This window comes from Streptomyces tagetis, assembly GCF_018069565.1.
Taxonomy (GTDB): Bacteria; Actinomycetota; Actinomycetes; order Streptomycetales; family Streptomycetaceae; genus Streptomyces; species Streptomyces tagetis.
This window is the reverse complement of sequence record NZ_JAGPNL010000001.1, coordinates 1353784-1376914: the sequence shown is the minus strand read 5'-3', so window position 1 is coordinate 1376914 and position 23131 is coordinate 1353784. Positions and strand designations below refer to the sequence as shown.

Below are 23131 nucleotides of genomic sequence, written 5' to 3'. Positions count from 1 at the left end.
GCGCGGGAGTCCGCCGGGCTCAGCCGTCCCGGGGCGGCAGCACGAACTCGGCCCAGACGCATTTGCCGCCGCCGCGCGCCTCCATGCCCCAGGCGTCGGCCAGCGAGTCGACCAGCATCAGCCCGCGCCCGGAGACCCCGGACTCCCCGGCGTCGCGGCGGCGGGGCAGGGCGCTGGAGGTGTCCTCGACCTCGACGCGCAGCCGTCGCTCCTCTCCGGTGAGGATGCGCAGGGTGACGTCTGCGGCGCCCTCCGTGTGCACGAGGGCGTTGGTGGTCAGCTCGTCGGCGACGAGTTCGATCTCGTCGGACCGGTCGTCGGCGCCCCAGGCGCGCAGCGCGGAGCGGATCAGGTGCCGGGCGTCGGTGAGGGCGTCGGCGTCGCCGGGCGGCACGTGCCGGCGCCGCCGGTCGCTGGTGCGGGGCGCGTCGAGTCCGCGGCGGCGCAGCAGGAGCAGGGCGACGTCGTCGTCGCCGCGGCGTTCCTCGGCGACGTCGATGAGCCGGTCGGCGAGGTCGCGCACGTCCGGCGGGCCGGCGTCGACGAGCGCGGTGAGCACGCGCAGGCCCTCGTCGAGGTCGACGCCGGGCTGTTCGACGAGTCCGTCGGTGCAGAGCAGGAGGGTGTGGCCCGGGTCCAGATCGAGGGTGGCGACCGGGTAGGCGAGCCGGTCGAACTCGGCGGAGAGCCCGAGCGGCAGCCCGCCCTCGACGGGGACCCGGCGGCAGACGCCGTCGCCGTCCCGTACGAGGGGGTCGAGGTGCCCGGCGCGGACCGCCTGGACGACCCCGGTGGCGAGGTCGATCTCGGTGTAGAGGCAGGTGGCGAAGCGGTCGGTGTCGAGTTCGTGCAGGAAGACCGAGGCCCGTGCCATCACCACGGCCGGGGGGTGGCCCTCGGCGGCGTAGGCGCGGAGCACGATGCGGAGCTGGCCCATGACGGCGGCGGCGTGCGTGTCGTGCCCCTGGACGTCGCCGATGACGGCGCCGACCCGGCCGCCGGGCAGCGGGATCACGTCGTACCAGTCGCCGCCGATGTCGCGGCCGAGGGAGCCGTTCATCCCGGCGGCGCGGTAGCGGACGGCGACGTCGCAGCCGGGCACGCTGGGGATGGTGCGCGGCAGCATGGCCTGCTGGAGCCCCTCGGCGAGGTCCGTCTCCTGCTCGTAGAGCATGGCGCGCTGGAGGCTCTGGGCGATGCTGCTGCCGAGGGCGACCAGGACGTTGCGTTCCTCGGGGGAGAAGCCGTGCCGGTCGCTGTAGAGCAGGCCGAGGGCGCCGAGCGGCTGGGCCTGGGCGATGAGCGGCAGGTAGGCGGCGGAGGTGACGCGCAGGCCGGTGAGGTGCGGCCACAGGATGGGGTAGCGCTCGGCGAACTCCTGCGGCGACTCGATGAAGCAGGGGCTGAGGGTGCGCACCGCCTCGCTCATCGGGTAGGGCTCGTCGACCCGGGTGACGCGGGTGCCGGGCACGAAGCTGCCCTCGGGGCCCTCGGCGACCAGGAGGATGCGGTCGGCCTCCACCAGGCCCATCACGACGCTGGCGGCGCCGAGGTGGGTGAGGCCCTGGGTGTCCTTGAGGACGTCGATGACGTCGTCGACGGTACGGGCGTGGGCGAGGGCGGCCGTGGTGAGCTGCACGACGTTGGTCTGGCGGCGGGCCTCGTCGAGGGCGGCCCGGTCGCGGCGGGCCTCGATGTCGCCGAGTTCCGCGGTGGCGTCGCGGAGGATGCCGATGATGCGGCGGGGGCGGCCGTCCGCGTCGCGCCGGATGCAGCCCTGGGTGTGGCTCCAGCGCAGGGTGCCGTCGCGGCGCCGCGTGCGGAAGTAGGTGCCGTAGTTCTCCCTGCCGTCCTTCATCGCCCGGGTGACCAGGGTGTCCAGGCGCCTGCCCTCCGCGCCGGGCACCCGTGGGGCCAGCGACGTGGGGCGTCCGTCGTACTCCCCCGCGCGCAGGTCGAACACCTCCAGGGCCTGGGCGTCCAGGTGCAGCACCCCGGAGTCCAGGTCCCAGTCGAAGGTGCCCATGCGGTTGAGCGCCAGGATCGGGTCCGGATGGGCCGGCCGCTCGTCCGGGAGTGACGGGGCGCTCGCTCCCCGATCAGCCATGGCCCCACCTTGCCAGGATTTATCCGAATCCTCGACTCCGACGGCGCCGCCCGGATCGCCCAGGGGGCCACCGCTCCGGTCGGGGTACCCGGGGCCGGCAGGAGAGGAGCGGCGTGTGGAGTGGTTCACCGCACCGGAGTACTGGCTGAGCCGGCTGGTCTTCCAGCGGGCGCTGGCCGTCGTGTATCTGGTCGCGTTCCTGACGGCAGTGCGGCAGTTCCGGGCGCTGATCGGCGAGCGCGGGATGCTGCCGGTGCCCCGGTACACGGCGAGGGTGCCGTTCCGGCGGGCGCCGAGCCTGTTCCACCTGCGCTATTCGGACCGCCTCTTCGCGGGCTGTGCCTGGGCGGGGTGCGCGGTGTCGGCGGGGCTGGTGGCGGGGGTGGACGCCCTGGTGCCGCTCTGGGCGGCGATGCTGCTGTGGCTGGTGCCGTGGCTGCTGTACCTGTCGGTGGTCAACGTGGGGCAGACCTGGTACGCGTTCGGCTGGGAGTCGCTGCTGCTGGAGACCGGGTTCCTCGCGGTCTTCCTCGGCAACGACGAGGTGGCGCCACCCGTCCTGGTGCTGTTCCTGCTGCGCTGGCTGCTCTTCCGGGTGGAGTTCGGGGCGGGGCTGATCAAGATGCGCGGCGACGAGTGCTGGCGGCGGCTGACCTGTCTGGACCACCACCACGAGACCCAGCCGATGCCGGGCCCGCTGAGCCGCTTCTTCCACCTGCTGCCGCGGCCGGTGCACCGGGTGGAGGTGGCCGCGAACCACGTCACGCAGCTCGTGGTGCCCTTCCTGCTGTTCGCCCCGCAGCCCGTGGCGACGGCCGCCGCCGGGCTGATGGCCGCGACCCAGTTGTGGCTGGTGCTGTCGGGGAACTTCGCCTGGCTGAACTGGCTCACGATCGTGCTGGCCCTGTCGGCCGTACGCTTCCCCGGCTCCGCGCCGTCGCTTCCCGGGGCGCCGCTCTGGTACGAGGCCCTGGTCCTCGCGGTGGCGGCGCTGCTGGTGTTCCTCAGCCACCGCCCGGTGCTCAACATGGTCTCCCGCCGCCAGGTGATGAACCGCTCCTTCGACCCGCTGCACCTGGTCAACACCTATGGCGCCTTCGGCAGCGTGAACCGGGTGCGGTACGAGGTGGTGATCGAGGGCACGGCCGACGCGGTGGCCCGGGAGGACTCCGACTGGCGGGAGTACGAGTTCCGGGGCAAGCCCGGCGATCCACGGCGCCGGCCGCGCCAGTTCGCCCCGTACCACCTGCGGCTGGACTGGCTGATGTGGTTCGCCGCGCTGTCCCCGGCGTACGCCGCGTCCTGGTTCGGGGCGCTGGTGGAACGGCTGCTGGAGAACGACCGGGACACGCTGCGGCTGCTGCGCCGCTCGCCGTTCCCGGCGGACGCGCCGCCGCGCTACGTACGGGCCCGGCTGTTCCGGTACCGGTTCACCCACCGGGACGAGCGGCGGGCGACGGGGGCGTGGTGGGAGCGGACGGTCGTCCGGGAGTACCTGCCGCCGACCCGGCTGGCCGGGCCCGAGCCGGGTTCCGAGCCGGGGGCGGGGCCGGGTCCCGAGCCGGGTTCCGAGCCGGGGCAGGACGGGCCCGCCCCGCGCTGACCCGCCGGGGGCGCGCGGCCCCGACCCCGGTGCGCCCCCGCTCGGCGGTCCGCTCAGCCGGGGTCCCCCGGGACCGGCGCCCGGGGCGGCAGGAGGCCCTCGTCCCGCAGCTCCTGCCAGAACGCGGCGGGCACCGCCTCGGCGAACCGGTCGGCGCAGTCGTGCGCCTCGGCCGCCGACCGCGCCCCGGCCAGCACGCACGCGACGGCCGGGTGGGCGGCGCAGAAGGCGAGGGCGGCGGCGCGCAGGGAGGTGCCGTGCCGCTCGGCGAGCCCCTTCAGACGAAGGGCGCGCTCCAGGAGCCCGGCCGGCGGCGCGGCGTAGTCGTACGTGGCGCGCGGGCCCGGGTCGGCGAGGAGCCCGGAGTTGAAGGCGCCGCCGACCACCACGGAGGTGCCGCGGTCGAGCGCGGCGGGCAGCAGCCTTGCCAGCGCGCTCTGGTCGAGGAGGGTGTAGCGGCCGGCACACAGCACCACGTCGACGTCGGTGTCGCGGACGAACCGGGTGAGCATCGCGGTCTGGTTCATGCCGGCGCCGATCGCCCGGACGGTGCCTTCGGCACGGAGCCGTTCCAGGGCGGGGTACCCCTCGCGGAACGCCTCCTCGGCGTGGTCGTCGGGGTCGTGGAGGTAGACGAGGTCGACCCGGTCCAGGCCGAGGCGTTCGAGGCTCGCCTCCAGGGAGCGGCGTACGCCGTCGGCGCTGAAGTCCCACACCCGGCGGTGGGTGGCGGGCACGGCGAAGCCTCCGGCGAGGTCGTCGCCGGGCCCCGCGCCGCCCGGCAGCGGCTCCAGGAGCCGGCCCACCTTGGTGGAAAGGGTGTACGCGTCCCGGGGCCGGGTGCGCAGGGCGGCGCCGAGCCGGCGTTCGGACAGGCCCAGTCCGTAGTGCGGGGCGGTGTCGAAGTAGCGGATGCCGCGGTCCCAGGCGGCGTCGACGGCCCGGTGCGCCTGCTCCTCGGGGACCTCGGTGTACAGGCCCGCGATGGCGGCGGCGCCGAAGCCGAGGGGTCCGACCTCGACGGGCCCGGCGCCGAGCCGGGTGCGGGGGGCCGGGTCCTGGGGTGTGCCCGTCATGCGGTCCCCTCCTGTGCCGTGGCGGTCGCCGGGCGGGTCAGCCGCAGCGTCATGAGCTGGAAGGGCCGTAGTGCGACGGCGATCCGGTCGCCGTCGAGCCGGGGCGCCGGGGTCCGCGGCAGCGGGCGCTCCAGCAGGTCGGTCTCCTGGACGCCGTCGGCCCCGAAGCCGGAGGTGAGCGTGGCCCGGACCCGGCCGCCGTGCGCCTCGTGGAAGCGCACCACCACGTCACCGCTGCCGTCGTCGGCGAGCTTGACGGCGGTGACCACGACCGCGTCCCGGTCCACCGTGATCAGCGGGGCGACGGCGCCCGCGCCCGTACGGCGGCGCTCCGGCAGGTTGATCCGCCAGCCCTCGCGGACCGCGTCGCCGATCTCCGCGCCCGGCACCAGCGCGTGCCGGAAGCGGTGGACGCCCTGGTCGGTGTGGGGGTCGGGGAAGCGCGGCGCGCGCAGCAGGGAGACGCGGACCGTGGTCGTCGTCCCGAGGTCGCCGTCGGCGCGCACGGAGCGGGTGACGTCGTGGCCGTACGTCGCGTCGTTGACGACCGCCACGCCCCAGCCGGGTTCGCCGACGTGGACGAAGCGGTGGTTGCACGCCTCGAAACGGGCCGCGTCCCAGCTCGTGTTGGTGTGGGTGGGACGGTGGACGTGCCCGAACTGGGTCTCGGAGGCGTACTGTTCGGCGCGCACGTCGAGCGGGAAGGCCAGCTTGAGGAACTTCTCCGTCTCGTGCCAGTCGACCTCGGTCTCCACCTCCAGCCGGCGCTCCCCCTCGGTGAGGGAGAGGAGTTGGGTGACGCGGGAGGCGCCGAAGGAGCGGACGACGCGCACCGAGGACCCGTCGGCGCCGGGGGCGACCTCGTCGGCGTCGGTGAGGTCGGTGACGGTGTTGCGGTAGAAGGCGTCGACGTCCCAGGCGTCCCACATGTTCGGGAAGTCGGCGTGGAGTTGGAGGAGGTTGGCCGCCTGCCCGGGGGCGATGGTCTCGCGGCCGGCGGCGGTGTCGTGGACGGAGACGACCAGGCCGCGGGCGTCGATCTCGACGCGCAGCAGCCCGTTGTCCAGGACGTGTCCGCCGCCGGGGCGGGGCCGCGGGCGGGTGCGGCGCGGCGGATCGGCGGCGCCGGCGGCGCCGGCGGGGACGCCGTCGCGGGGGTGCGGGGCGGCGTTGAAGAGGAGCGGGGTGGTGCCCTCGCCGGCCAGGGCGCGCTGGGCGGCGTCGACGATGCCGCCGAGTTCCGCCGCCAGACGGGCGTAGGCGGCGCGGGCCTCGCGGTGCACCCAGGCGATGGAGGAGCCGGGCAGGATGTCGTGGAACTGGTGGAGCAGGACCGTCTTCCAGATGCGGTCCAGTGCCTCGTACGGGTAGGGGAAGCCGGTGCGCACGGCGGCCGTGGCGGCCCACAGCTCGGCCTCCCGCAGCAGGTGCTCGCTGTGGCGGTTGCCGCGCTTGGTGGCGGCCTGGCTGGTGAGGGTGGCGCGGTGCAGTTCGAGGTACAGCTCCCCCGCCCAGACCGGCGGGTGGGGGTACTCGGCCTCGGCCGTGCGGAAGAAGTCGTGCGGGGTCCGCCAGGTCACGGTCGCCGACCCCTCCAGGTCGCGCAGCCGGGCCGCCCTGCCGATCATCTCGCGGGTGGTGCCGCCGCCCCCGTCGCCCCAGCCGGTCGGGGCGAGGGAGTGGCGGGCGACGCCCTTCTCGCGGAAGGTGCGGACGGCGTGCGCGATCTCGGCGCCCCGCATCGAGCAGGTGTAGGTGTCGACGGGCGGGAAGTGGGTGAAGACCCGGGAGCCGTCGATGCCCTCCCACAGGAAGGTGTGGTGCGGGAAGGTGTTCGTACGCGACCAGGACATCTTCTGGGTGAGCAGGTACCGGCAGCCGGCCGCGCGGACGATCTGCGGGAGCCCGGCGGCGAAGCCGAAGGTGTCCGGCAGCCACACCTCGTCGTTCTCGATGCCGAACTCGTCGAGGAAGAACCGCTTGCCGTGCACGCACTGGCGGGCCATCGCCTCGGAGCCGGGCATGTTGGTGTCCGACTCCACCCACATGCCGCCGGTCGGCACGAACCGCCCGCCGGCGACCGCCTCCCGCATCCGCGCCCACACGTCGGGCCGGTGGTCGCGCATCCACGCCCACTGCTGGGCCTGCGACATGGCGAACACGAACTCCGGCTCGTCCGCCAGGAGCGCGGTCATGCCCGTGACGGTACGGGCCACTTTGCGCACCGTCTCGCGCAGCGGCCACAGCCACGCCGAGTCGATGTGCGCGTGGCCGACGGCGCTGACGCGGTGCGCGGAGGGCACGGCGGGCGCGGAGAGGACGCCGGTGAGCCGCTCGCGGGCCCGGCCGGCGGTGCCGCCGACGTCCTGGAGGTCGAGGGCGTCCAGGGCGGTGTCCACGGCGCGCAGGATCTCCCAGCGGCGGGGCGCGTCCACCGGCAGTTCGGCCATCAGCTCGCCCAGCACCTCCAGGTCGAGGGTGAGGTTCCAGACCGTCTCGTCGAAGACGGCGAGGTCCATGCGGCCGAGCCGGTACTGGGGCGCGTCACCGGCGGTCGCCGGGTCGCCGAGCGGGGTGGGGGCGAAGCCGCGCGGGCCGAGGACGACGGGGTTGGAGGCGGCCTCGACGTACAGGCGCACGGCCTCGCCGCCACGGGCGGGGGCGGCGACGCGCACCCACTGGCTGAGCGGGTTGAGGCCCTTGAGCGGGGCTCCGTCGGCCCCGTGGACCAGGCCCTCGCACTGGAAGCCGGGCTCGGAGTCGTCGAAGCCGAGGTCGAGCAGGGCCTCGACGCTGCGGCCGGCCCACGCCGTCGGGACGGTGCCGGTCACCCGGAACCAACTGGTGCCCCAGGGGGCGCCCCAGGCGGTGCCGGGGGCGATGGGCTCGGGGGTGGCCGCCAGTGCCTCGGCGACCGGGACGGGCTCGCCGGGCGCGTGCCACACCGCCACCTCCAGGGGCACGGTCTCGGGGTGGACGGCGGGGCGGACGCGCTCGTCGAGGACGCGCCTGAGGCGGCCTTCGACGAGGCTGCGGTCGTCGTGCATGGGGGCGCTCCGGGGTCGGGGAGGGCGGCCTGCGGGACGGCCGGGCCCCTCCGGGCGCGGGGGCGCGGCGGAAGGGACCGACGAGGAGTACAGCTCCCCCGCCCCGGGCCCCGCGAACCCCGCGCCGGACCACGGACCTCACGCGCGGACCGGTCCGGGGCGGGCCGGGGCGGGCCAGGGCGCTTCGGAGCAGCCCGCGCTCGACGTGGGGGCGGTCCGCGGGGCAGAGTGCTGGGGCACAGGTGTCCCCCATCCCCAGGTGGCCCGTCCACCGCACAGCGAGGAGCCCTCCGTGACCGACTGGGCCGGCCGGACCGCCGCCGAGATCGCCGCCGCCGTACGCGAGAAGCGCGCCACGCCCCGCGAGGTGGTGGCCGCCCACCTCGCCCGGATCGAGCGGCTCGACGGCCGGATCGGCGCCTTCCGGACGGTACGCGCCGAGGCCGCGCTCGCCGAGGCCGACGAGGTCGGCGCCCGTGGCGATCTGGCCGAACTGCCGCTGGCCGGCGTGCCGGTGGCCATCAAGGACAACGTGGCGGTCGGCGGCGAGCCGCTGCGCGTCGGCTCCGCCGCGACCCCCGGGGCGCCCGCCGGGGCGGATCACGTGACCGTGGCCCGGCTGCGGGCGGCCGGCGCGGTGGTGGTGGGCCTGACCAACGTGCCCGAGCTGTGTGTCTTCGGCACCACCGACGGCGTGTACGGCATCACCCGCAACCCGTGGGACCCGTCCCGTTCGGCGGGCGGCTCCTCGGGCGGCAGCGCCGCCGCGGTCGCCGCCGGAATGGTGCCGCTGGCGCTGGGCAACGACGGCATGGGCTCGCTGCGCATCCCGGCCGCCAACTGCGGTCTGGTCACCATCAAGCCGGGGCACGGGGTGGTGCCCGCGGGCATCGGCGAGGGCGACTGGTTCGGCATGTCGGAGAACGGTCCGATGGCCACGACGGTCGAGGACACGCGGCTGATGCTGGACGTCCTCGCGGACGGGCGGCCCGGCGGCGGGGAGCCCGGCGGCAGTCTGCGCGTCGCGGCGTCCCTGCGCAGCCCGATGGCCGGTGTCACGGTCTCCGCGCCGTACCGGCAGGCGCTGCGGGAGGCGGCCGGGGTGCTGATGCGCGCCGGTCACCAGGTGCGGCGGGCCGATCCGCCCTACCCGTCCTCGCTCGGGGTGACGGCGCTGCGCCACTGGTCGGCCGGTACGTCGGTGGACGCGCGGGAGCTGGACCCGCGCCGGCTGGTGCGGCGGACCCGGGTGCACGCGGCGATCGGCCGGCGCTTCGCCCGCTCGGCCGCCGCCGGGAAGGGGCGCGAGGAGCTGCGCGGGCGGCTGGAGCCGTTCTTCACCGAGTACGACGTGCTGCTCACCCCGGCGCTGGCCCGCCGCTCCCCCCTGGCCGGGCCGTGGCACGAGCGGGGCTGGCTGCGGAACGTGATGGCCAACTCGTCGTATTCGCCGTTCACTCCGCCGTGGAACCTGACGGGCTGGCCCGCGATGGCGGTGCCGTTCGGCGTGCTGCCCTCGGGTGCGCCGTGTGCCGTGCAACTGGTGGGGCGTCCGGGGTCGGAGACGGTGCTGCTCGGGCTGGCCGAGCGGATCGAGGAGCTGCGCCCGTGGCGGCGGACGGCGCCGCTGTAGCCGGCGGGCGGGCTGGGCCGGGCCGGGCCGGCTGCATGGGCGTGGGCGGGGGCACGCCCATGCGGTCACCGCGCTCCGCGGGCTCCTGTGGCGGGGTCAGTCCACGCTGGGCAGGATGTGGGGCTCGGCGAGGTCGTCCTCGTACCCCGCGAGGCGGATGGGGGCGGACCGGGCCCACACGTCGAGACTGCCCAGCTCGCCGGGCCGGCGGGTGGCGCGCTCGACGCGCTCCAGGGTGAGTTGATCGGGGTTGGTCGTCTCCGGTGTCACCGCGCACTCCTTATGTGTCGGGTCACCCTTGGGGCCCGTCGGCCGGTCTGCCACCGGCACCCGGCGCCCGTCGGGTCTGGTTCGTTCGGTTCGGACGCGGTGGCGCCGGCATCTCGCAGGAGAGAGCAGGCCGTGGTGAACCGGCTTGTCCCATGACGGACCGTGGGTGTGGGTGGGACCCCGTGTTGCCGCCCGTCCGGTCCAGATTAACCAAATGAGCGGCCGTGCGCTCTATAGGGCTCAAAAGATGGGGGAAGCATTGCCTGCCATTCTGTGGCCAGTTGAGCCCATTTTGACCGAGTTCGACCACTTTTACACCGTGCCCGGTCTCACCCGTTCGGCGGATGTCCCGATCGTCCCTGCGATGACGGTCCGTGTTTGATCGCGTGGGCCGCACGGACGCTCGCGGCCCGCACATCCGCCCGGGACGGGTGCGGGCCCCGGGTCCGGGACGCCCCGAGGGGCGTCAACCGGGCCCGGGGCCCGCCGCGTCGGCCCGCGCTCGCGGGGCCGGGGTCACCACTTGCCGGGCGCGTAGTCCTTGAGGAAGACGCCGTACAGCTCCTCGCCCGCCTCGCCGCGCACGATCGGGTCGTAGACGCGGGCGGCGCCGTCGACCAGGTCGAGCGGGGCGTGGAAGCCGGCCTCCGCGAGGCGCACCTTGTCCGGGTGCGGGCGCTCGTCGGTGATCCAGCCGGTGTCCACGGCGGTCATCAGGATGCGGTCCTTGTCGAACATCTCCTGGGCGCTGGTGCGGGTCAGCATGTTCAGCGCGGCCTTGGCCATGTTGGTGTGCGGGTGCCCGGCGCCCTTGTAGCCGCGGGCGAAGACGCCCTCCATGGCGGAGACGTTCACGATGTACGCGCGTCCCGCCGCCGTCGCGGCCATCGCCGGGCGCAGCCGGCTGATCAGGATGAAGGGCGCCGTCGAGTTGCAGAGCTGGACCTCCAGCAGCTCGACCGGCGTCACCTCCTCCACCGTCTGGACCCAGCTATTGGTGTCGTGCAGGTCGGGGACGAGTCCGCCCGCGTCGATGGCGGTGCCGGAGGCGATGCGCTCCAGCGACGCCGAGCCGGAGACCAGCGCGAGGCCGGTGACGTCCTGGGCGCTCAGCGCGCCGCCGCCCGCGACGGGCAGCTCGGCCACGGCGCCGGAGCCGTAGGTGCCGATCACCTCGGAGGCGGGCAGTTCCCCGGCGGGCAGCGGGGCGGACTCGGCGGCGAGCAGCTCGCTGTAGGCCCGCGGGGAGCGCCGTACCGTCTGGGCGGCGTTGTTGATCAGGATGTCGAGCGGGCCCTCGGCGGCGACCGAGTCGGCGAGGGCGACGGCCTGGGCGGGGTCGCGCAGGTCGATGCCGACGACCTTGAGCCGGTGGACCCACTCGGCGCTGTCCGGCTGGGCCTTGAAGCGGCGGATCGCGTCGTTGGGGAAGCGGGTGGTGACCGTGGTGTGGGCGCCGTCGCGCAGCAGCCGGAGCGCGATGTACATGCCGATCTTGGCCCGGCCGCCGGTGAGCAGCGCGCGCCGGCCGGTGAGGTCGGTGCGGGCCTCGCGCCGGGTGCGGTTCTCGGCGGCGCACTCCCGGCAGAGCTGGTGGTAGAAGTAGTCGACCTCGACGTACCGGGCCTTGCAGACGTAGCAGGAGCGCGGGCGCCGGAGTATCCCGGCGAGCCGCCCCTCCTCGGTGCGCGAGGAGGGCAGGATGCCCTCGGTCTCGTCGTCGATGCGCTCGGCGGAGCCGGTGGCGGTGGCCTCGGTGACCGCCTTGTCGTGGGCGGTCTTGGCGGCCCGGCGCTCCTGGCGGCGGCGCTGCTTGACCATGCGGTAGACGTGCGAGGTGGCACGGCGCACCGCGATGGCGTCGGGGTGGTCGACGTCCAGCGCGTCCAGCTCCTCCAGGACGCCGAGGCAGACGGCGAGCCGCTCCGGGTCGATCCCGGGGCCGTACGCCACCTCGTCCGTGGTCCCCGAACCGTCCTGTGTCACCGTCATCGCCGCTGCCGTCCCTGGTCCCGCGCGGCGCTCCGTTCGCGCCCGCCGTCGAACGGGGGATTTTACGGAGCGCCGGGCCCGCGGCCAAACCCGCGGGGGTCAGGAGGCGCAGGCCGTGAGCAAGGTCTCGGCCTCCTCGGTGAGGGCGAGGGCGAGCCGGTCGAGGTCCAGCACGGCGCGCGCGTCGGCGACCAGGCCGTAGTGGACGCGCCCCCGGTACGTGGAGACCGCGACCGCGAGGGCGTGGCCGGGGGCGAGCGGGGCCAGGGGGTAGACCTCGGTGAGCGGGTGGCCGTCGAGCCGCAGGCCGAGGCTGGGCAGGGGCACGCTGGTGACCAGGACGTCGAACCAGAGCCGGGCCGCCTGGCCGACCAGGGGCCCGCCGAGCCGGTGGCCGAGGGCGGGCACGTGGTCGGCGAGCAGGGCGACGGCGCCGGCGCCCCGGCCGGGTCCGGCCTCCTTGTTGCGGTCCATCGCCGAGCGGACCGCGGCGAGGCGGGAGAGCGGGTCGGGATCGCCGACGGGCAGCCGCGTCAGATAGCCGGAGAGCCGGTTGCCGGGCGGCTGGGCGGTGCGGGGACGGCGGGTGGAGACGGGGATCAGGGCGCGCGGGGCGACGCCCTCGCTGCCGTCGCCGCGCTCGTCGAGCCAGCGGCGCAGCCCCCCGGCGACGACGGCGATCAGCACGTCGTTGACGGTGCCGCCGGCGGTCTTGCGGACCACGTGCACGTCGTCGAGGTCGAGGACGGCGCCGGCGGTGCGGCGGGTGCCGGAGGAGGCGGCGGTGAAGGCGGGCGAGGAGCGCACGTCGAGGGTGGACAGGGCGGCGGCGGCCCCGATGTCCAGGGCGCGGCCGGCGTCGGACAGGGCGCCGCGCAGCAGCTCCGGCAGGCGCCGCACGCCGGGCACGAGGGCGCGCGCGGGCGGGTCGGGCCGGGGGCGCGGCGGGGGCATGTCGACGGGGTCGAGGACGCCCGCGGCCAGGGTCAGCGCCCGCAGTCCGTCGGCGAGGGCGTGGTGGAACTTGAAGAGGACGGCGAAGGAGGTGCCGTCCGCGCCGGGGAGCACGTGCGCCTCCCACGGGGGCCGGGCGCGGTCCAGGGGGCGTTCCAGGAGGCGGCCGGCGCGGGCGTGGAACTCCTCGGCGGGGGCGTGCAGCCGGACGTGGTGGTCCGGGTCGAAGGCGGGGTCGGGTTCGCGGCCGGCGCCGCCGAAGGAGAAGGGCCTGCGCACCGCGAGGGGTGGCCGCCACGCGTCCCGGATGCGCATCCGCAGTCCGGGTACGCCGGGCGCGCGCGCCGCGAGCAGGTCCGCCGCGCGGGCGGCGGCGGAGGGCGACCCGGCGGGGAAGACGCCGAGCGCGCCCAGGTGCATGGGGTGCTCGGGGGAGTCGATGTTCCAGAAGGCCAGGTCGAGGGGGGCGAGCAGGTCGGAAGTCACGGGCGGGCCTCGCAGGGGTGACGGATGTAGCGGCAGTCAATCCCTCTCGGCCGATTACGGTCAAGTACGATCACGTTACGCACAGTTAACATCAGACGAAAATCCCGGCCCGGGGAGAGGGGCGGGGCGCACGGGACTCATGGGGCGCCTGCGGTCGGGTGGGCGCGGGGCCGCCGGGCCGTGCCGGGGCGGCCCGGCGGGGCCCCACCCGGACGGCCGCGGGCCGACCGTGGCACGGGCCCGCACCGTGGCCCCGGGACGGTGGCCGGCCGGGTTCGCCGGCACCGCCCCGGGGCCCCGCTCAGGCGGCCGGGCAGCCCGCCGGGACGGCCCGGGAGGCGTCGCGGATCAGCGCCTCGTGGGCGGCCTTCGTCCGGGCGACGTCCGGTTTGAGGACCGCGCGGTCGTAGGTCGTCAGTCCGTTCAGCTCGCCCTCCACGTCGGTGATCTGGGTGTAGACGGCGCCGTTGCCGCCCTTGCAGACCAGTGCGCGCACCTCACCGAGCTTGGCCACGTAGTCGTCGGTGTAGGTGGCCGGGTCGACGTCGACGTACGACTGCTGCACGGACCAGGCGTGGCCGGGCACCGCGAGGCCGAGGCCGCCGTACTCGCCGCTGACCAGGGCACGCCGCCCGTCCGGGCGCGGCGGCAGGGCCGGGCTCGGATAGCCGTGCTCGTCCATGATGTCGCCGGTGCCGCCGTCGGCCCCGAGGTTCAGCCCCGACTGGTTGTTGACCAGGCGGGTCGGGTCCCAGCTCTTGGCCAGGGAGGCGATCCGGCCGACGTCGTACTGGCCCCAGCCCTCGTTGAAGGTGACCCACATGACGATCGACGGGCTGCTGACGTGCTCGTCGATCATCTCCTTCAGCTCCCGCTCGAACTCCGCCCGCGCGGCGGCGGTCGGGTTGACGCCCGCCGTCATCGACGGCATGTCCTGCCAGACCATCAGGCCGAGCCGGTCGGCCCAGTAGAACCAGCGGTCGGGCTCGACCTTGATGTGCTTGCGCACCGAGTTGAAGCCGAGTTGCTTGTGCAGCCTCAGGTCGTACGCCAGGGCCTCGTCGGTGGGCGCGGTGTGCAGTCCGTCGGGCCAGAAGCCCTGGTCGAGGGTGGCCATCAGGAAGACCGGCTCGCCGTTGAGCATGGTGCGCGGGACGCCGTTCACCTGCTGCACGGAGACCGAGCGCATCCCGAAGTAGCTGCCCACCCGGTCGGAGCCGACGGTCACCTTCAGGTCGTACAGGAAGGGGTCGTCGGGCGACCACAGGCGCGGGTCGCGGATCTTCAGGGTGAGCGGCTTGCCGGTGCGCCCGCTCACGGTGGCCACGGCGCGCTTGCCCGCGTACGCCGTCGCCGTGACCTGCACGCCGTCGCGCACGCCCCGCGGTTCCACCGTCAGCGTGCCCGCCGCGGCGTCCGGGACGAGCTTGAGGGAGTCGACGTGGTCGCGGGCGACCGGCTCCATCCAGACCGTCTGCCAGATGCCGGAGCTGGGCGTGTACCAGATGCCGCTCGGGTCCAGGCGCTGCTTGCCCAGCGGCTGGTTCTCGCCGTTCGCCGCGTCGGTCGGGTCGTAGACGCCGACGATCAGCTCCTGGGTGCGGCCGGGCTTCAGCGCGTCGGTGACGTCCGCGCTGAACTTGTCGTAGCCGCCCTGGTGCTCGGTGACCTTGGTGCCGTTGACGTAGACCTCGGCCCGCCAGTCGACGGCGCCGAAGTTGAGCCGCAGCCGCCGGTCGGAGCCGATCCGCCAGTCGGCGGGCACGGTGAAGGTGCGGCGGTACCACATGCGGTCCTCGTGCCGCTGGACGCCGGAGAGCCGCGACTCCACCGGGTACGGGACGAGGATGCGCTCCTTGAGGTCCTTGCCGACCGGGGGACGCTCGCCCGCGGTGGCGGCGGCGAACTGCCACCGGCCGTTGAGGTTGCGCCAGGCGTCCCGGGTGAGCTGCGGGCGCGGGTACTCCGGGAGGGCGTTGTCCGGGCCCACCTCGTCCGCCCAGCGGGTGCTCAGCTCATGGGTGGAGCGGTTCGCGCCGCTGCTCCAGAACGCCTTGACAACGTTGCCGTCGGTTCCGGTGAGGCCGCCTCGTCCGTCGTAGCGGACGTCGGCGGTGCCGGGCGCGTCGCCGGCCTTGTTGCCGACGACGGGCTCGTCGAGGGCGACGAGGAGCGCGGTGGGGTCGGCGGGGTCGACCTTCGCCGCACCGAGCGGCCAGGCCGCGCCGCCGATCACCGCTTCGAGGTGGTCGGTGAGTCCGGCCGGGACCGCGGCGAGCGGGCGGACGAAGTCGAGCTTCAGGGTGCGGCCGGTGCCGAGGACCGTGGTCGCCACCGCCCCGTCGTAGTCGAAGCCGTCGGGCAGGCGGAAGGCCGACTGCGGCACGGGCTGCTTGGTGCCGCCGGGCGGGGTCCAGCGCAGGTGGAGGTTGGAGCCGCCGTAGTGCTCGAAGTACTCCAGCTTGACGTCGTAGGACTCTCCGGCGGTGAGGGCGACGGGCTCGCCGGTCTGCTCGCGGTCCCAGTCGTCGACCCAGTGGTCGATGACGAGCCGGCCGCCGACCCAGAGGCGGAAGCCGTTGTCGCCGATGATCGAGAACGTGTGGGCGCCGGTCTTCTCCGGTACGAGCTTGCCGGTCCAGCGGACGCTGACGTCGTCGGACTGTCCGGTGGCGAACTTCAGTCGCGGCTCCAGGGTGGCGAAGTCGATCTGCGGGTCGAAACCGGTCGCCTTCAGCTCGTGGAAGTCGAAGGCGCCCGGTGCCGAATGGGTGTAGTACTCGCCCTTCAGACCGTGGATCTCCACGGTGTCACCGGCCGCTTGGGCGCTCGGCGAGGCGGAGATCCCCGCGATGCCGAGCGCCGCGGCGAGCAGTAACGCCAGGCGGTCTCTGAGTCGTTTGATGCGCACTGACCCTCTCCTCCGAGGACGGGTGGCGGCTCGTGCTCAGGTCTGTACAACGTTGTTATCAACGGCAGTTGGCATGACAGCACGGATTCGACGCGGGGTCCAGGGACATGACAACAGCCCTGGAGTGGGGGCGCGGGGGCACGGTGGCGGGCTGGGGGTGTGAATGGCCGACGGGTGGTGTGAAGCGGGGCGGTGTGGGCCGGTCAGGCGGGGAGTGGGTGTGGGGCCGGTCAGGCGCGGGGGCGGGCGCGAGCCGGTCAGGCGCGGGGGCCCGGTGGGCTCGGGAAGCAGCAGTCGCCGCAGACGCCCGCGCCGGGGGCGCGGTAGTAGAGGCAGCAGCTCCGGCGCCGGAAGGCGGTGCCCGTGAGGGTGCCGGTGCCGGCCAGCGCGGGGTGCGCGAGCAGGGCGGCGGTCAGGTCCCGGGCGCGGGCGGCGGTGTCCGTACGGCCGTGGCGGCGGGCCCAGCGGTCCAGTTCGCGGCAGGCCCCGGCCAGCGCGGAGGCGGCGTTGCCCCACAGCAGCCCGGTGGCGACCCGGTGCCGGGCGTGCAGCAGCGCGGCGAGCGGCACCAGGTGGGCGTCGATCACGGTCGCCGCGAGGGCGTCGGTGTCGGCCGGCCGGGTCCGTACCCCGGTGAGCCACAGGTCGTCGGGGGCGCTGCCGTCCGGGTCCCAGCACAGCCGCCCCGGGTCCAGGTCGGGGACGCGGCCGTCGAGGGCGGCGCAGCCCAGCGCCACCGACCAGAGCCGGGCCGCGAGGCCCTGGTGGGCGACGGAGGCGGCGACCCGGGGCTCGGGGGTGCGCAGGGCACCCGCGACCTTGCGCACCCGGAAGGCGAGGGGGTCGGCGTGGGGGTCCCCGTCGGGGCGCGGGTTCCCGTCGGGCTCCGGGGCCCGGTCCGCGCCCGCCGCGTAGGCGCGGGCGAGGGCGGGCAGGGGCCGGGGTGGTGCGCCGGTGCGCAGGGCGAAGAAGCCGCCGAGGGCGCGGGGCGCGGTGAGGCCGGGGTCCAGGTCCACGGGAAGCAGTCCTATCAGGCGCCGGCGCACCCGTCGGCCGGGGGCGTGCCGTGCGCCCCTGGTCGCACAACCCCGGGATGACGGGCGTCCCGTCGTACTCCATCGGCAGTACGACGCAATGAGTGCTCCGGGACGACGACGGGAAGATCCCGGCACGGCATCGTGTTCTCCATGGAAGAGGACCGTTCGCCGCGCCGGGCCACGCGCCCCCGTCCCACGCAGAGGAGCTGCCGATGAGCGCCCTCGCGTTCTCCGTCGTCCTGTCACTCGTCTCCGCCGTCGCCTACGCGGGCGGGGCGATCGTGCAGGAGCGGGTCGCGGCGTCCTCCCCCGGCGTGCGGTACGCCCCGGTGCGCCGCCCCGGCTGGTGGGCGGCGGTCGGACTGAACGGCCTCGGTGCCCTGCTGCACGTCGTGGCGCTCGCCTACGGTCCGCTGAGTCTCGTGCAGCCGCTGGGGGCGCTCACCATCGTGTTCGCCCTGCCGATGGCGGCCCTGTTCGTCGGCCGCCGGGCCGGCGGCACCGCCTGGCGGGGCGCGATCATGGCGACGGCCGGTCTGGCGGGGCTGCTCGCCCTGGTGGGCACGGCCCCGGCGCGGACGCTCGCCCTGCCCGAACGGACGCTGCTGTCCCTGGTCACCGCGGGCGCGCTGATCGCGCTGACGGTCGCCGGACGGGCGGCGCACCGGCATCCGGCGGTACGGAGCGTGCTGCTGGCGACGGGGTCCGGCATCGCGTTCGGCATGGCCTCGGTCTTCACCAAGACGGTGGCGGTCGACTGGAGCGGCGGGATGACGGAGCTGCCGTCGCTCGCCGCGATCGGCGTCTTCGCCACGGCCGGGGTGCTGCTCTCCCAGGCGTCCTACCGGGGCGCGGGCCTCGCCGCGCCGCTGGCCACGCTGACGGTGGTCAACCCGGTGGTGGCGGCGGCCGTCGGGATCACCCTCTTCGGCGAGACCTTCCGCCACGGCACCACGGGCACCGCCCTCGCCCTCGGCTCCGGCGTGGTCGCGGCGGGCGGCCTGATCCTGCTGACGACGGAACGGATCACGCGGCAGGCCGGGACGCGTACGCGGCCGGCGCGCGTCGGCGCGGAGTCCGGGGAGTCCCGGGGGTCCGGACCGCCGCCGGACGGGGAGTCTCCCGCCCGGGACGCCGGAAGGCCACACGCCGGAAAGGCGCACGCCGGGGAGCCGCACGGTGCCTCGGCCCTCGCTCCGGGCGGCAAGGTGTCCGCCCTCGGCCGCGGTCCGTACCCCGGCTCGCTCTACGTACCGGGGCCCGTCCTCGACCGGCACCGGGTCCGTATCAGATCGTGACCCCGCCGGCGCGCAGGTACGCCACCGGGTCGACGTCGGAGCCGAAGCCGGGCCCGGTCCGCACCTCGAAGTGCAGGTGCGGCCCCGTGCTGTTGCCGGTGGACCCGGAGCGGCCGATGCGCTGCCCGGACCCCACCGACTGGCCCTCCTTCACGGAGATCGCCGACAGGTGGGCGTACTGCGAGTAACGGCCGTCGGCGTGCCGGACCACCACCTGGTAGCCGAAGGAACCGCCCCATCCCGCGCTGACCACCCGGCCCGCGGCGACGGCCTTGACGGAGGTGCCGGTGGGGACGGGGAAGTCGACGCCGGTGTGGTAGCCCTTCGACCAGGAGGAGCCGGAGCTGCGGTAGGACGTGCCCGTGGGGGCGTCGACGGGGGCGACGAGGGCGTGCGTGGAGGAGCGGCTGCCGGATGCGTTCCGCGAGGTCTTCGGCTGCTCCTTCTCTTTGCGCTGCTCCTTGCGCTTCTCCCCCGCGCCCGGCGACTTGGTGCCGGTCGCCGCCTTCCCGCCGCGCAGCGAGAGGCGCTGGCCGGGCAGGATCAGGTCGGGATCGGTGCCGATGGCGGCGCGGTTGGCCTCGTAGAGGCGCTGCCAGCCGCCCGCGACCCGCTCCGCGTCGGCGATGCCGGAGAGGGTGTCCCCGGTGACGACGGTGTACATGCGCGCGCTGCCGGCCCGGGACTGGGGGGTGGTCTGGGGCCGTACGTCGACGGCGTGTCCGGATGCGGCCGTGCTCTTGCTCCGCGCCGTGCTCTTCTTCTCCACCGGGACCGCTGACTCCGGCTTCCCCGCGGGGTGGATGTCGGGACTCGCGCCGCCCCGGGTCAGTCCGGCGCGCGCCGAGCACACCGGCCAGGCGCCGGGCCCCTGGCCGTCGAGGACCTTCTCGGCGACGGCGATCTGCTGGTCCTTGGTGGCCAGGTCGGCGCGCGGCGCGTAGGCGGTGCCGCCGAACGCGGCCCAGGTCGACCGGGTGAACTGGAGGCCGCCGAAGTAGCCGTTGCCGGTGTTGATGTCCCAGTCGCCGCTCGCCTCGCAGGCGGCGACCTTGTCCCAGGTACCCACGTCGGCCGCGAGGGCCGTACCGCCGCCGATGAACGGGAGCGCCATGCCGGCGCCGCCCGCGGTGACGGTCAGAGAGGCTCGGTTGATCCTGTTCGGCTGGTACCGGCGGTGCCGGCCGCGTGCGGCCATGGAGGTCCCCCTAGACAACGCGTCAGGAGCGGCAAAAGTACGGGCTGTGAACCGGCCACCACAAGAGCGCAATCGGCCGGTTGGTCATGACAAGTGGCGGAAAGCGGACGCCCCTTGTCCGCCCGGCCGTCCCGCACACTGAGCGCGGGGGCCCTTCCCGCGCGTACTGGAGAGCACCCGGCCAGGAGGTGCGACGGGCGTACCGGCACGTCAGGATGGTCCAGCGGCCATACTGGCGGGCACGACCGGCACCACAGACACCAAGGTCACTAGGAGCCAACAGCAATGAGCAGCACAGCGCAGATCGGCGTGACGGGTCTCGCGGTCATGGGCCGCAACCTCGCCCGCAACTTCGCCCGCAACGGCTACACCGTCGCCGTGCACAACCGCACAGCGGCACGTACGCACGCGCTGGTGGAGGAGTTCGGGAGCGAGGGCGACTTCGTCGCGGCCGAGACCGCCAAGGAGTTCGTGGCGGCGCTGGAGCGCCCGCGGCGCCTGGTCGTCATGGTGAAGGCGGGTGACCCGACGGACGCCGTGATCCAGGAGTTCGCGCCGCTGCTGGAGCCCGGCGACATGATCATCGACGGGGGCAACGCCCACTTCGCGGACACCCGGCGCCGGGAGCGCGAGCTGCGCGAGCACGGCATCCACTTCGTCGGCACCGGCATCTCCGGCGGCGAGGAGGGCGCGCTGCACGGCCCGAGCATCATGCCGGGCGGTTCGCCGGAGTCGTACGCCTCGCTCGGCCCGATGCTGGAGAAGATCTCCGCGAAGGCGGCCGACGGGGCGCCCTGCGTGACCCACGTGGGCCCGGACGGCGCCGGCCACTTCGTGAAGATGGTGCACAACGGCATCGAGTACGCCGACATGCAGCTCATCGGCGAGGCGTACCAGTTGCTCCGCGACGTCGCCGGGTACTCCCCCGCGCGGATCGCGGAGATCTTCCGCACCTGGAACACCGGCCGCCTGGACTCGTACCTGATCGAGATCACGGCCGAGGTGCTGGCGCACGTGGACGCGGCGACGGGCAAGCCGTTCGTGGACGTCGTGGTCGACCAGGCCGAGCAGAAGGGCACCGGCCGCTGGACCGTGCAGATCGCGCTCGACCTGGGCGTTCCGGTCTCCGGGATCGCCGAGGCCGTCTTCGCCCGGTCGCTCTCCGGGCACGCGGCGCTGCGGGACGCCTCGCGCGGGCTGGCCGGCCCGAAGGCCAAGGCGCTGAGCGAGGAGGAGGCCGCCGCCTTCGCCGACCGGGTGGAGCAGGCGCTGTACGCCTCGAAGATCGTCTCGTACACGCAGGGCTTCCACGAGATCGCGGCGGGCGGCGAGGAGTACGGCTGGGACATCGACCTGGGCGCGGTCTCCGCGATCTGGCGGGGCGGCTGCATCATCCGCGCGGCCTTCCTCGACCGCATCCGCGCCGCGTACGACGCCCGGCCGGACCTGCCGAGCCTGCTCTCGGACGAGACGTTCGCGCGGGAGATCGCCGAGGCGCAGGACGACTGGCGCGAGGTCCTGGTCGCCGCGACCCGGCAGGGCGTGCCGACCCCGGGCTTCGCCGCGGCCCTCGCCTACTACGACGCGCTGCGCGCGGAGCGGCTGCCGGCCGCGCTGACGCAGGGGCAGCGGGACTACTTCGGCGCGCACACCTACCGCCGCACCGACCGGGACGGCGCGTTCCACACGCTGTGGGGCGGGGACCGCTCGGAGGTTTCCGCGTAGCGGGGCGCCGGGGGCCGGTCGGCCGGCTGGGGCTCCGGTCGCGGCGGTGACGGGCCCGGGTCGCCGGTCGCGGTGACGGCTCTGTGGGGGCGGTGATCCGGCCGGTGCGGCCGGATCACCGCCCCCTGGTCGTCGATCGCCCCTCGTCGTCGGTCGCCCGGGACCGTCCCTCAGGTGAGCGGCGGTCCCGGTTCGGGACTGGGTACGGGCTCGGGGCCCGGCGGAATCGGCGAGGGGGACGGCTCGGGCGGGCCGGGGGGCGGCTGGGGACCGGGCCCCGGCGGGCCGGGCGGGCCCGGAGGCGGAGGGGTGGGGCCGGGCCCGGGACCGGGCGGCGGGGGCGTCGGCTGCGGGCCGGGGCCCGGAGGCTGGGGCGTCGGCTCCGGGCCGGGGCCAGGCGGCCGGGGTGGGGGCGTGGGCTCGGGGCCGGGTTCCGGGCCCGGGGGCGGTGAGGTGGGCTCCGGTACGGGAGCGGGCCCGGGGGTGGGTCCCGGAGGGGCCGGGTCCGGATGGACGGGGTCCGGGAACTGGTTCGTCATGGCGCTGTCCTCCGGCCAGTCGGTCGGCATCGGCTCTGGACTTGCCCCCCGCCTACCCGTGCGCCGCCGGAGCACTCACGGGGGCCAGAACCAGACTCGGGATCAGGCTCCCGACGATCAGAACCGGTCGGGATGCGCCCGCAGCCACTCCTTCGCCGCGCTGAGCAGCCCGGGGTCGGCTGCGGGGGCCTCGTCGGGATGGCGCTCGGCCCACTTGACGACGTACGGGCACAGCGGCGCCACGGCGACGCCCTCGCGCCCGGCGAGGGCGTACACCTCGCGGGCGAGGGAGCCGGCGATGCCCTTCCCCTCGTGGGCGGGCTCGACCAGGGTGTGCACGGGGACGAGGGCCCGCCCGGGGCTCTCCAGCACGAAGTACTCGATACGGCCGACGACCTCGCCGTCGCCGAACGCCGCCAGGCGGCCCGCCGCCCGGTCGTCGCGGATCTCGATGTCGCTCACGGCCACGCTCCTGGTCCGAGGGCCCGCAGGTCCGGGGAAAACGGGGTCAGGCCGTCACGGCCCGCGGGCTCCGCTCCTGGTCCGAGCCGGGTACGGGCTCGGAGGGGTCGGCGCCCAGAGCGACGATACGGTTCTCCCCGTCCACGTGCACCACGCGGGGACGCATCTTTCGCGCCTCGGCGTCGTCGACCTGGGCATAGCTGATGATGATCACGAGGTCGCCGGGGTGGACGAGGTGGGCGGCGGCCCCGTTGATCCCGACGACGCCGGACCCGCGCTCGCCCTCGATGACGTACGTCTCCAGCCGGGCACCGTTGGTGATGTCCACGATGTGCACCAGCTCCCCGGGCAGCAGATCGGCCGCCTCCAGCAAGGCGGCGTCGATCGTCACGGACCCCACATAGTGCAGGTCAGCCTGGGTGACAGTGGCCCGATGGATCTTGGACTTGAACATGGTACGCAGCATCGAGGTACTCCCAAAAGTAGGCTCCCTGCCTGCGTTTTGGCAGGTCAAGGGCTATTTCCATACCATACAACCAGTCGCATGTTCGGGCAGCATTCCCCAGGTTTCTCAGGACTCATGCTGACCACTTGCTGACTTTCCTGACACACCGTCAGGCAACTACGGGAGAGCTTCACCTACTCTCCCGGACCTCACCGCGACGACGGGCCTAGCCTATGCAGCCACCCTCCGAAGGACGTCCGTGATCACCATCACTCGGGCGTTCTGGACGGCAGTCAGGAGCGAGGGCGGTCGACCAGGAGTCGGGCCGCGCGCCAGCGTGGATCAACT

General features: G+C 74.8%; 15 protein-coding genes. 4 read left to right on the top strand and 11 right to left on the bottom strand.

Going from position 1 to position 23131, the window contains the following annotated elements; genetic code table 11:
• Positions 1-19 precede the first annotated feature (19 nt).
• A complete protein-coding gene (locus J5Y05_RS05935; RefSeq protein ID WP_210868778.1) occupies positions 20-2107 on the bottom strand; it encodes a SpoIIE family protein phosphatase in 2088 nt (695 codons plus the stop codon).
• A gap of 115 nt (positions 2108-2222) precedes the next feature.
• On the opposite strand from J5Y05_RS05935, the gene J5Y05_RS05930 reads away from it, so the two are divergent.
• Positions 2223-3710 carry a lipase maturation factor family protein gene (locus J5Y05_RS05930; protein ID WP_210868776.1) on the top strand — a complete coding sequence of 496 codons (1488 nt, stop codon included), beginning with the start codon at positions 2223-2225 and terminating at the stop codon, positions 3708-3710.
• Positions 3711-3763: 53 nt separating this feature from the next.
• Here J5Y05_RS05930 and J5Y05_RS05925 read toward each other — a convergent pair whose 3' ends face one another.
• Both J5Y05_RS05925 and J5Y05_RS05920 read right to left on the bottom strand, forming a co-directional pair.
• Entirely contained in the window at positions 3764-4786 is a 1023-nt protein-coding gene (locus J5Y05_RS05925; protein ID WP_210868775.1) for an aldo/keto reductase, read from the bottom strand.
• Positions 4783-7833, bottom strand: a complete 3051-nt coding sequence (locus J5Y05_RS05920) for an alpha-mannosidase (protein ID WP_210868773.1) — start codon at positions 7831-7833, stop codon at positions 4783-4785. Before J5Y05_RS05920 ends, J5Y05_RS05925 begins: the two co-directional genes overlap by 4 nt.
• A 292-nt stretch (positions 7834-8125) precedes the next feature.
• On the opposite strand from J5Y05_RS05920, the gene J5Y05_RS05915 reads away from it, so the two are divergent.
• Positions 8126-9466, top strand: coding sequence for an amidase (locus J5Y05_RS05915; RefSeq protein WP_210868771.1), 1341 nt, complete (start codon positions 8126-8128; stop codon positions 9464-9466).
• Positions 9467-9562: 96 nt separating this feature from the next.
• Here the strand turns inward: J5Y05_RS05915 and J5Y05_RS05910 are convergent, their stop codons facing one another.
• The 5 genes from J5Y05_RS05910 to J5Y05_RS05890 form a co-directional block, all read right to left on the bottom strand.
• The gene (locus J5Y05_RS05910) at positions 9563-9736 is read right to left on the bottom strand and encodes a hypothetical protein (RefSeq protein WP_210868769.1); all 174 of its coding nucleotides are present in this window, start codon (positions 9734-9736) and stop codon (positions 9563-9565) included.
• A 516-nt stretch (positions 9737-10252) separates the two neighbouring features.
• Positions 10253-11728 (bottom strand): SDR family NAD(P)-dependent oxidoreductase, encoded by a 1476-nt coding sequence (locus tag J5Y05_RS05905; protein WP_210868766.1) that lies wholly within the window; start codon positions 11726-11728, stop codon positions 10253-10255.
• A 99-nt stretch (positions 11729-11827) separates the two neighbouring features.
• Complete coding sequence (locus J5Y05_RS05900; RefSeq protein ID WP_210868764.1) at positions 11828-13168, bottom strand: wax ester/triacylglycerol synthase family O-acyltransferase; 1341 nt, start codon at positions 13166-13168, stop codon at positions 11828-11830.
• A gap of 301 nt (positions 13169-13469) precedes the next feature.
• Complete coding sequence (locus J5Y05_RS05895; protein WP_210868763.1) at positions 13470-16079, bottom strand: PA14 domain-containing protein; 2610 nt, start codon at positions 16077-16079, stop codon at positions 13470-13472.
• Between the two features lie 257 nt (positions 16080-16336).
• A complete protein-coding gene (locus J5Y05_RS05890; protein ID WP_210868761.1) occupies positions 16337-17095 on the bottom strand; it encodes a (2Fe-2S)-binding protein in 759 nt (252 codons plus the stop codon).
• Between the two features lie 233 nt (positions 17096-17328).
• Between J5Y05_RS05890 and J5Y05_RS05885 the strand changes: the two genes are divergently transcribed.
• Positions 17329-18414: a DMT family transporter gene (locus J5Y05_RS05885; RefSeq protein WP_210868759.1), complete on the top strand. Its 1086-nt coding sequence runs from the start codon at positions 17329-17331 to the stop codon at positions 18412-18414.
• Here J5Y05_RS05885 and J5Y05_RS05880 read toward each other — a convergent pair.
• Positions 18404-19612: a transglycosylase family protein gene (locus tag J5Y05_RS05880; RefSeq protein ID WP_210868757.1), complete on the bottom strand. Its 1209-nt coding sequence runs from the start codon at positions 19610-19612 to the stop codon at positions 18404-18406. The genes J5Y05_RS05885 and J5Y05_RS05880 overlap by 11 nt on opposite strands.
• Positions 19613-19897: 285 nt before the next feature.
• Between J5Y05_RS05880 and gnd the strand changes: the two genes are divergently transcribed.
• Complete coding sequence (gene gnd, locus J5Y05_RS05875; RefSeq protein WP_210868755.1) at positions 19898-21337, top strand: NADP-dependent phosphogluconate dehydrogenase; 1440 nt, start codon at positions 19898-19900, stop codon at positions 21335-21337.
• A 656-nt stretch (positions 21338-21993) separates the two neighbouring features.
• Here the strand turns inward: gnd and J5Y05_RS05870 are convergent.
• Complete coding sequence (locus J5Y05_RS05870; protein WP_210868753.1) at positions 21994-22338, bottom strand: GNAT family N-acetyltransferase; 345 nt, start codon at positions 22336-22338, stop codon at positions 21994-21996.
• A gap of 46 nt (positions 22339-22384) precedes the next feature.
• Positions 22385-22804, bottom strand: a complete 420-nt coding sequence (gene panD, locus J5Y05_RS05865; protein WP_210868751.1) for an aspartate 1-decarboxylase — start codon at positions 22802-22804, stop codon at positions 22385-22387.
• Positions 22805-23131: the final 327 nt, after the last annotated feature.

Excerpts from the sequence above, each read along its gene's own strand:
- panD (WP_210868751.1), bottom strand. The coding sequence starts at position 22,804 with ATGCTGCGTACCATGTTCAAGTCCAAGATCCATCGGGCCACTGTCACC.
- gnd (WP_210868755.1), top strand. The coding sequence starts at position 19,898 with ATGAGCAGCACAGCGCAGATCGGCGTGACGGGTCTCGCGGTCATGGGC.
- J5Y05_RS05885 (WP_210868759.1), top strand. The coding sequence starts at position 17,329 with ATGAGCGCCCTCGCGTTCTCCGTCGTCCTGTCACTCGTCTCCGCCGTC.
- J5Y05_RS05920 (WP_210868773.1), bottom strand. The coding sequence starts at position 7,833 with ATGCACGACGACCGCAGCCTCGTCGAAGGCCGCCTCAGGCGCGTCCTC.
- J5Y05_RS05935 (WP_210868778.1), bottom strand. The coding sequence starts at position 2,107 with ATGGCTGATCGGGGAGCGAGCGCCCCGTCACTCCCGGACGAGCGGCCG.
- J5Y05_RS05880 (WP_210868757.1), bottom strand. The coding sequence starts at position 19,612 with ATGGCCGCACGCGGCCGGCACCGCCGGTACCAGCCGAACAGGATCAAC.
- J5Y05_RS05905 (WP_210868766.1), bottom strand. The coding sequence starts at position 11,728 with ATGACGGTGACACAGGACGGTTCGGGGACCACGGACGAGGTGGCGTAC.
- J5Y05_RS05925 (WP_210868775.1), bottom strand. The coding sequence starts at position 4,786 with ATGACGGGCACACCCCAGGACCCGGCCCCCCGCACCCGGCTCGGCGCC.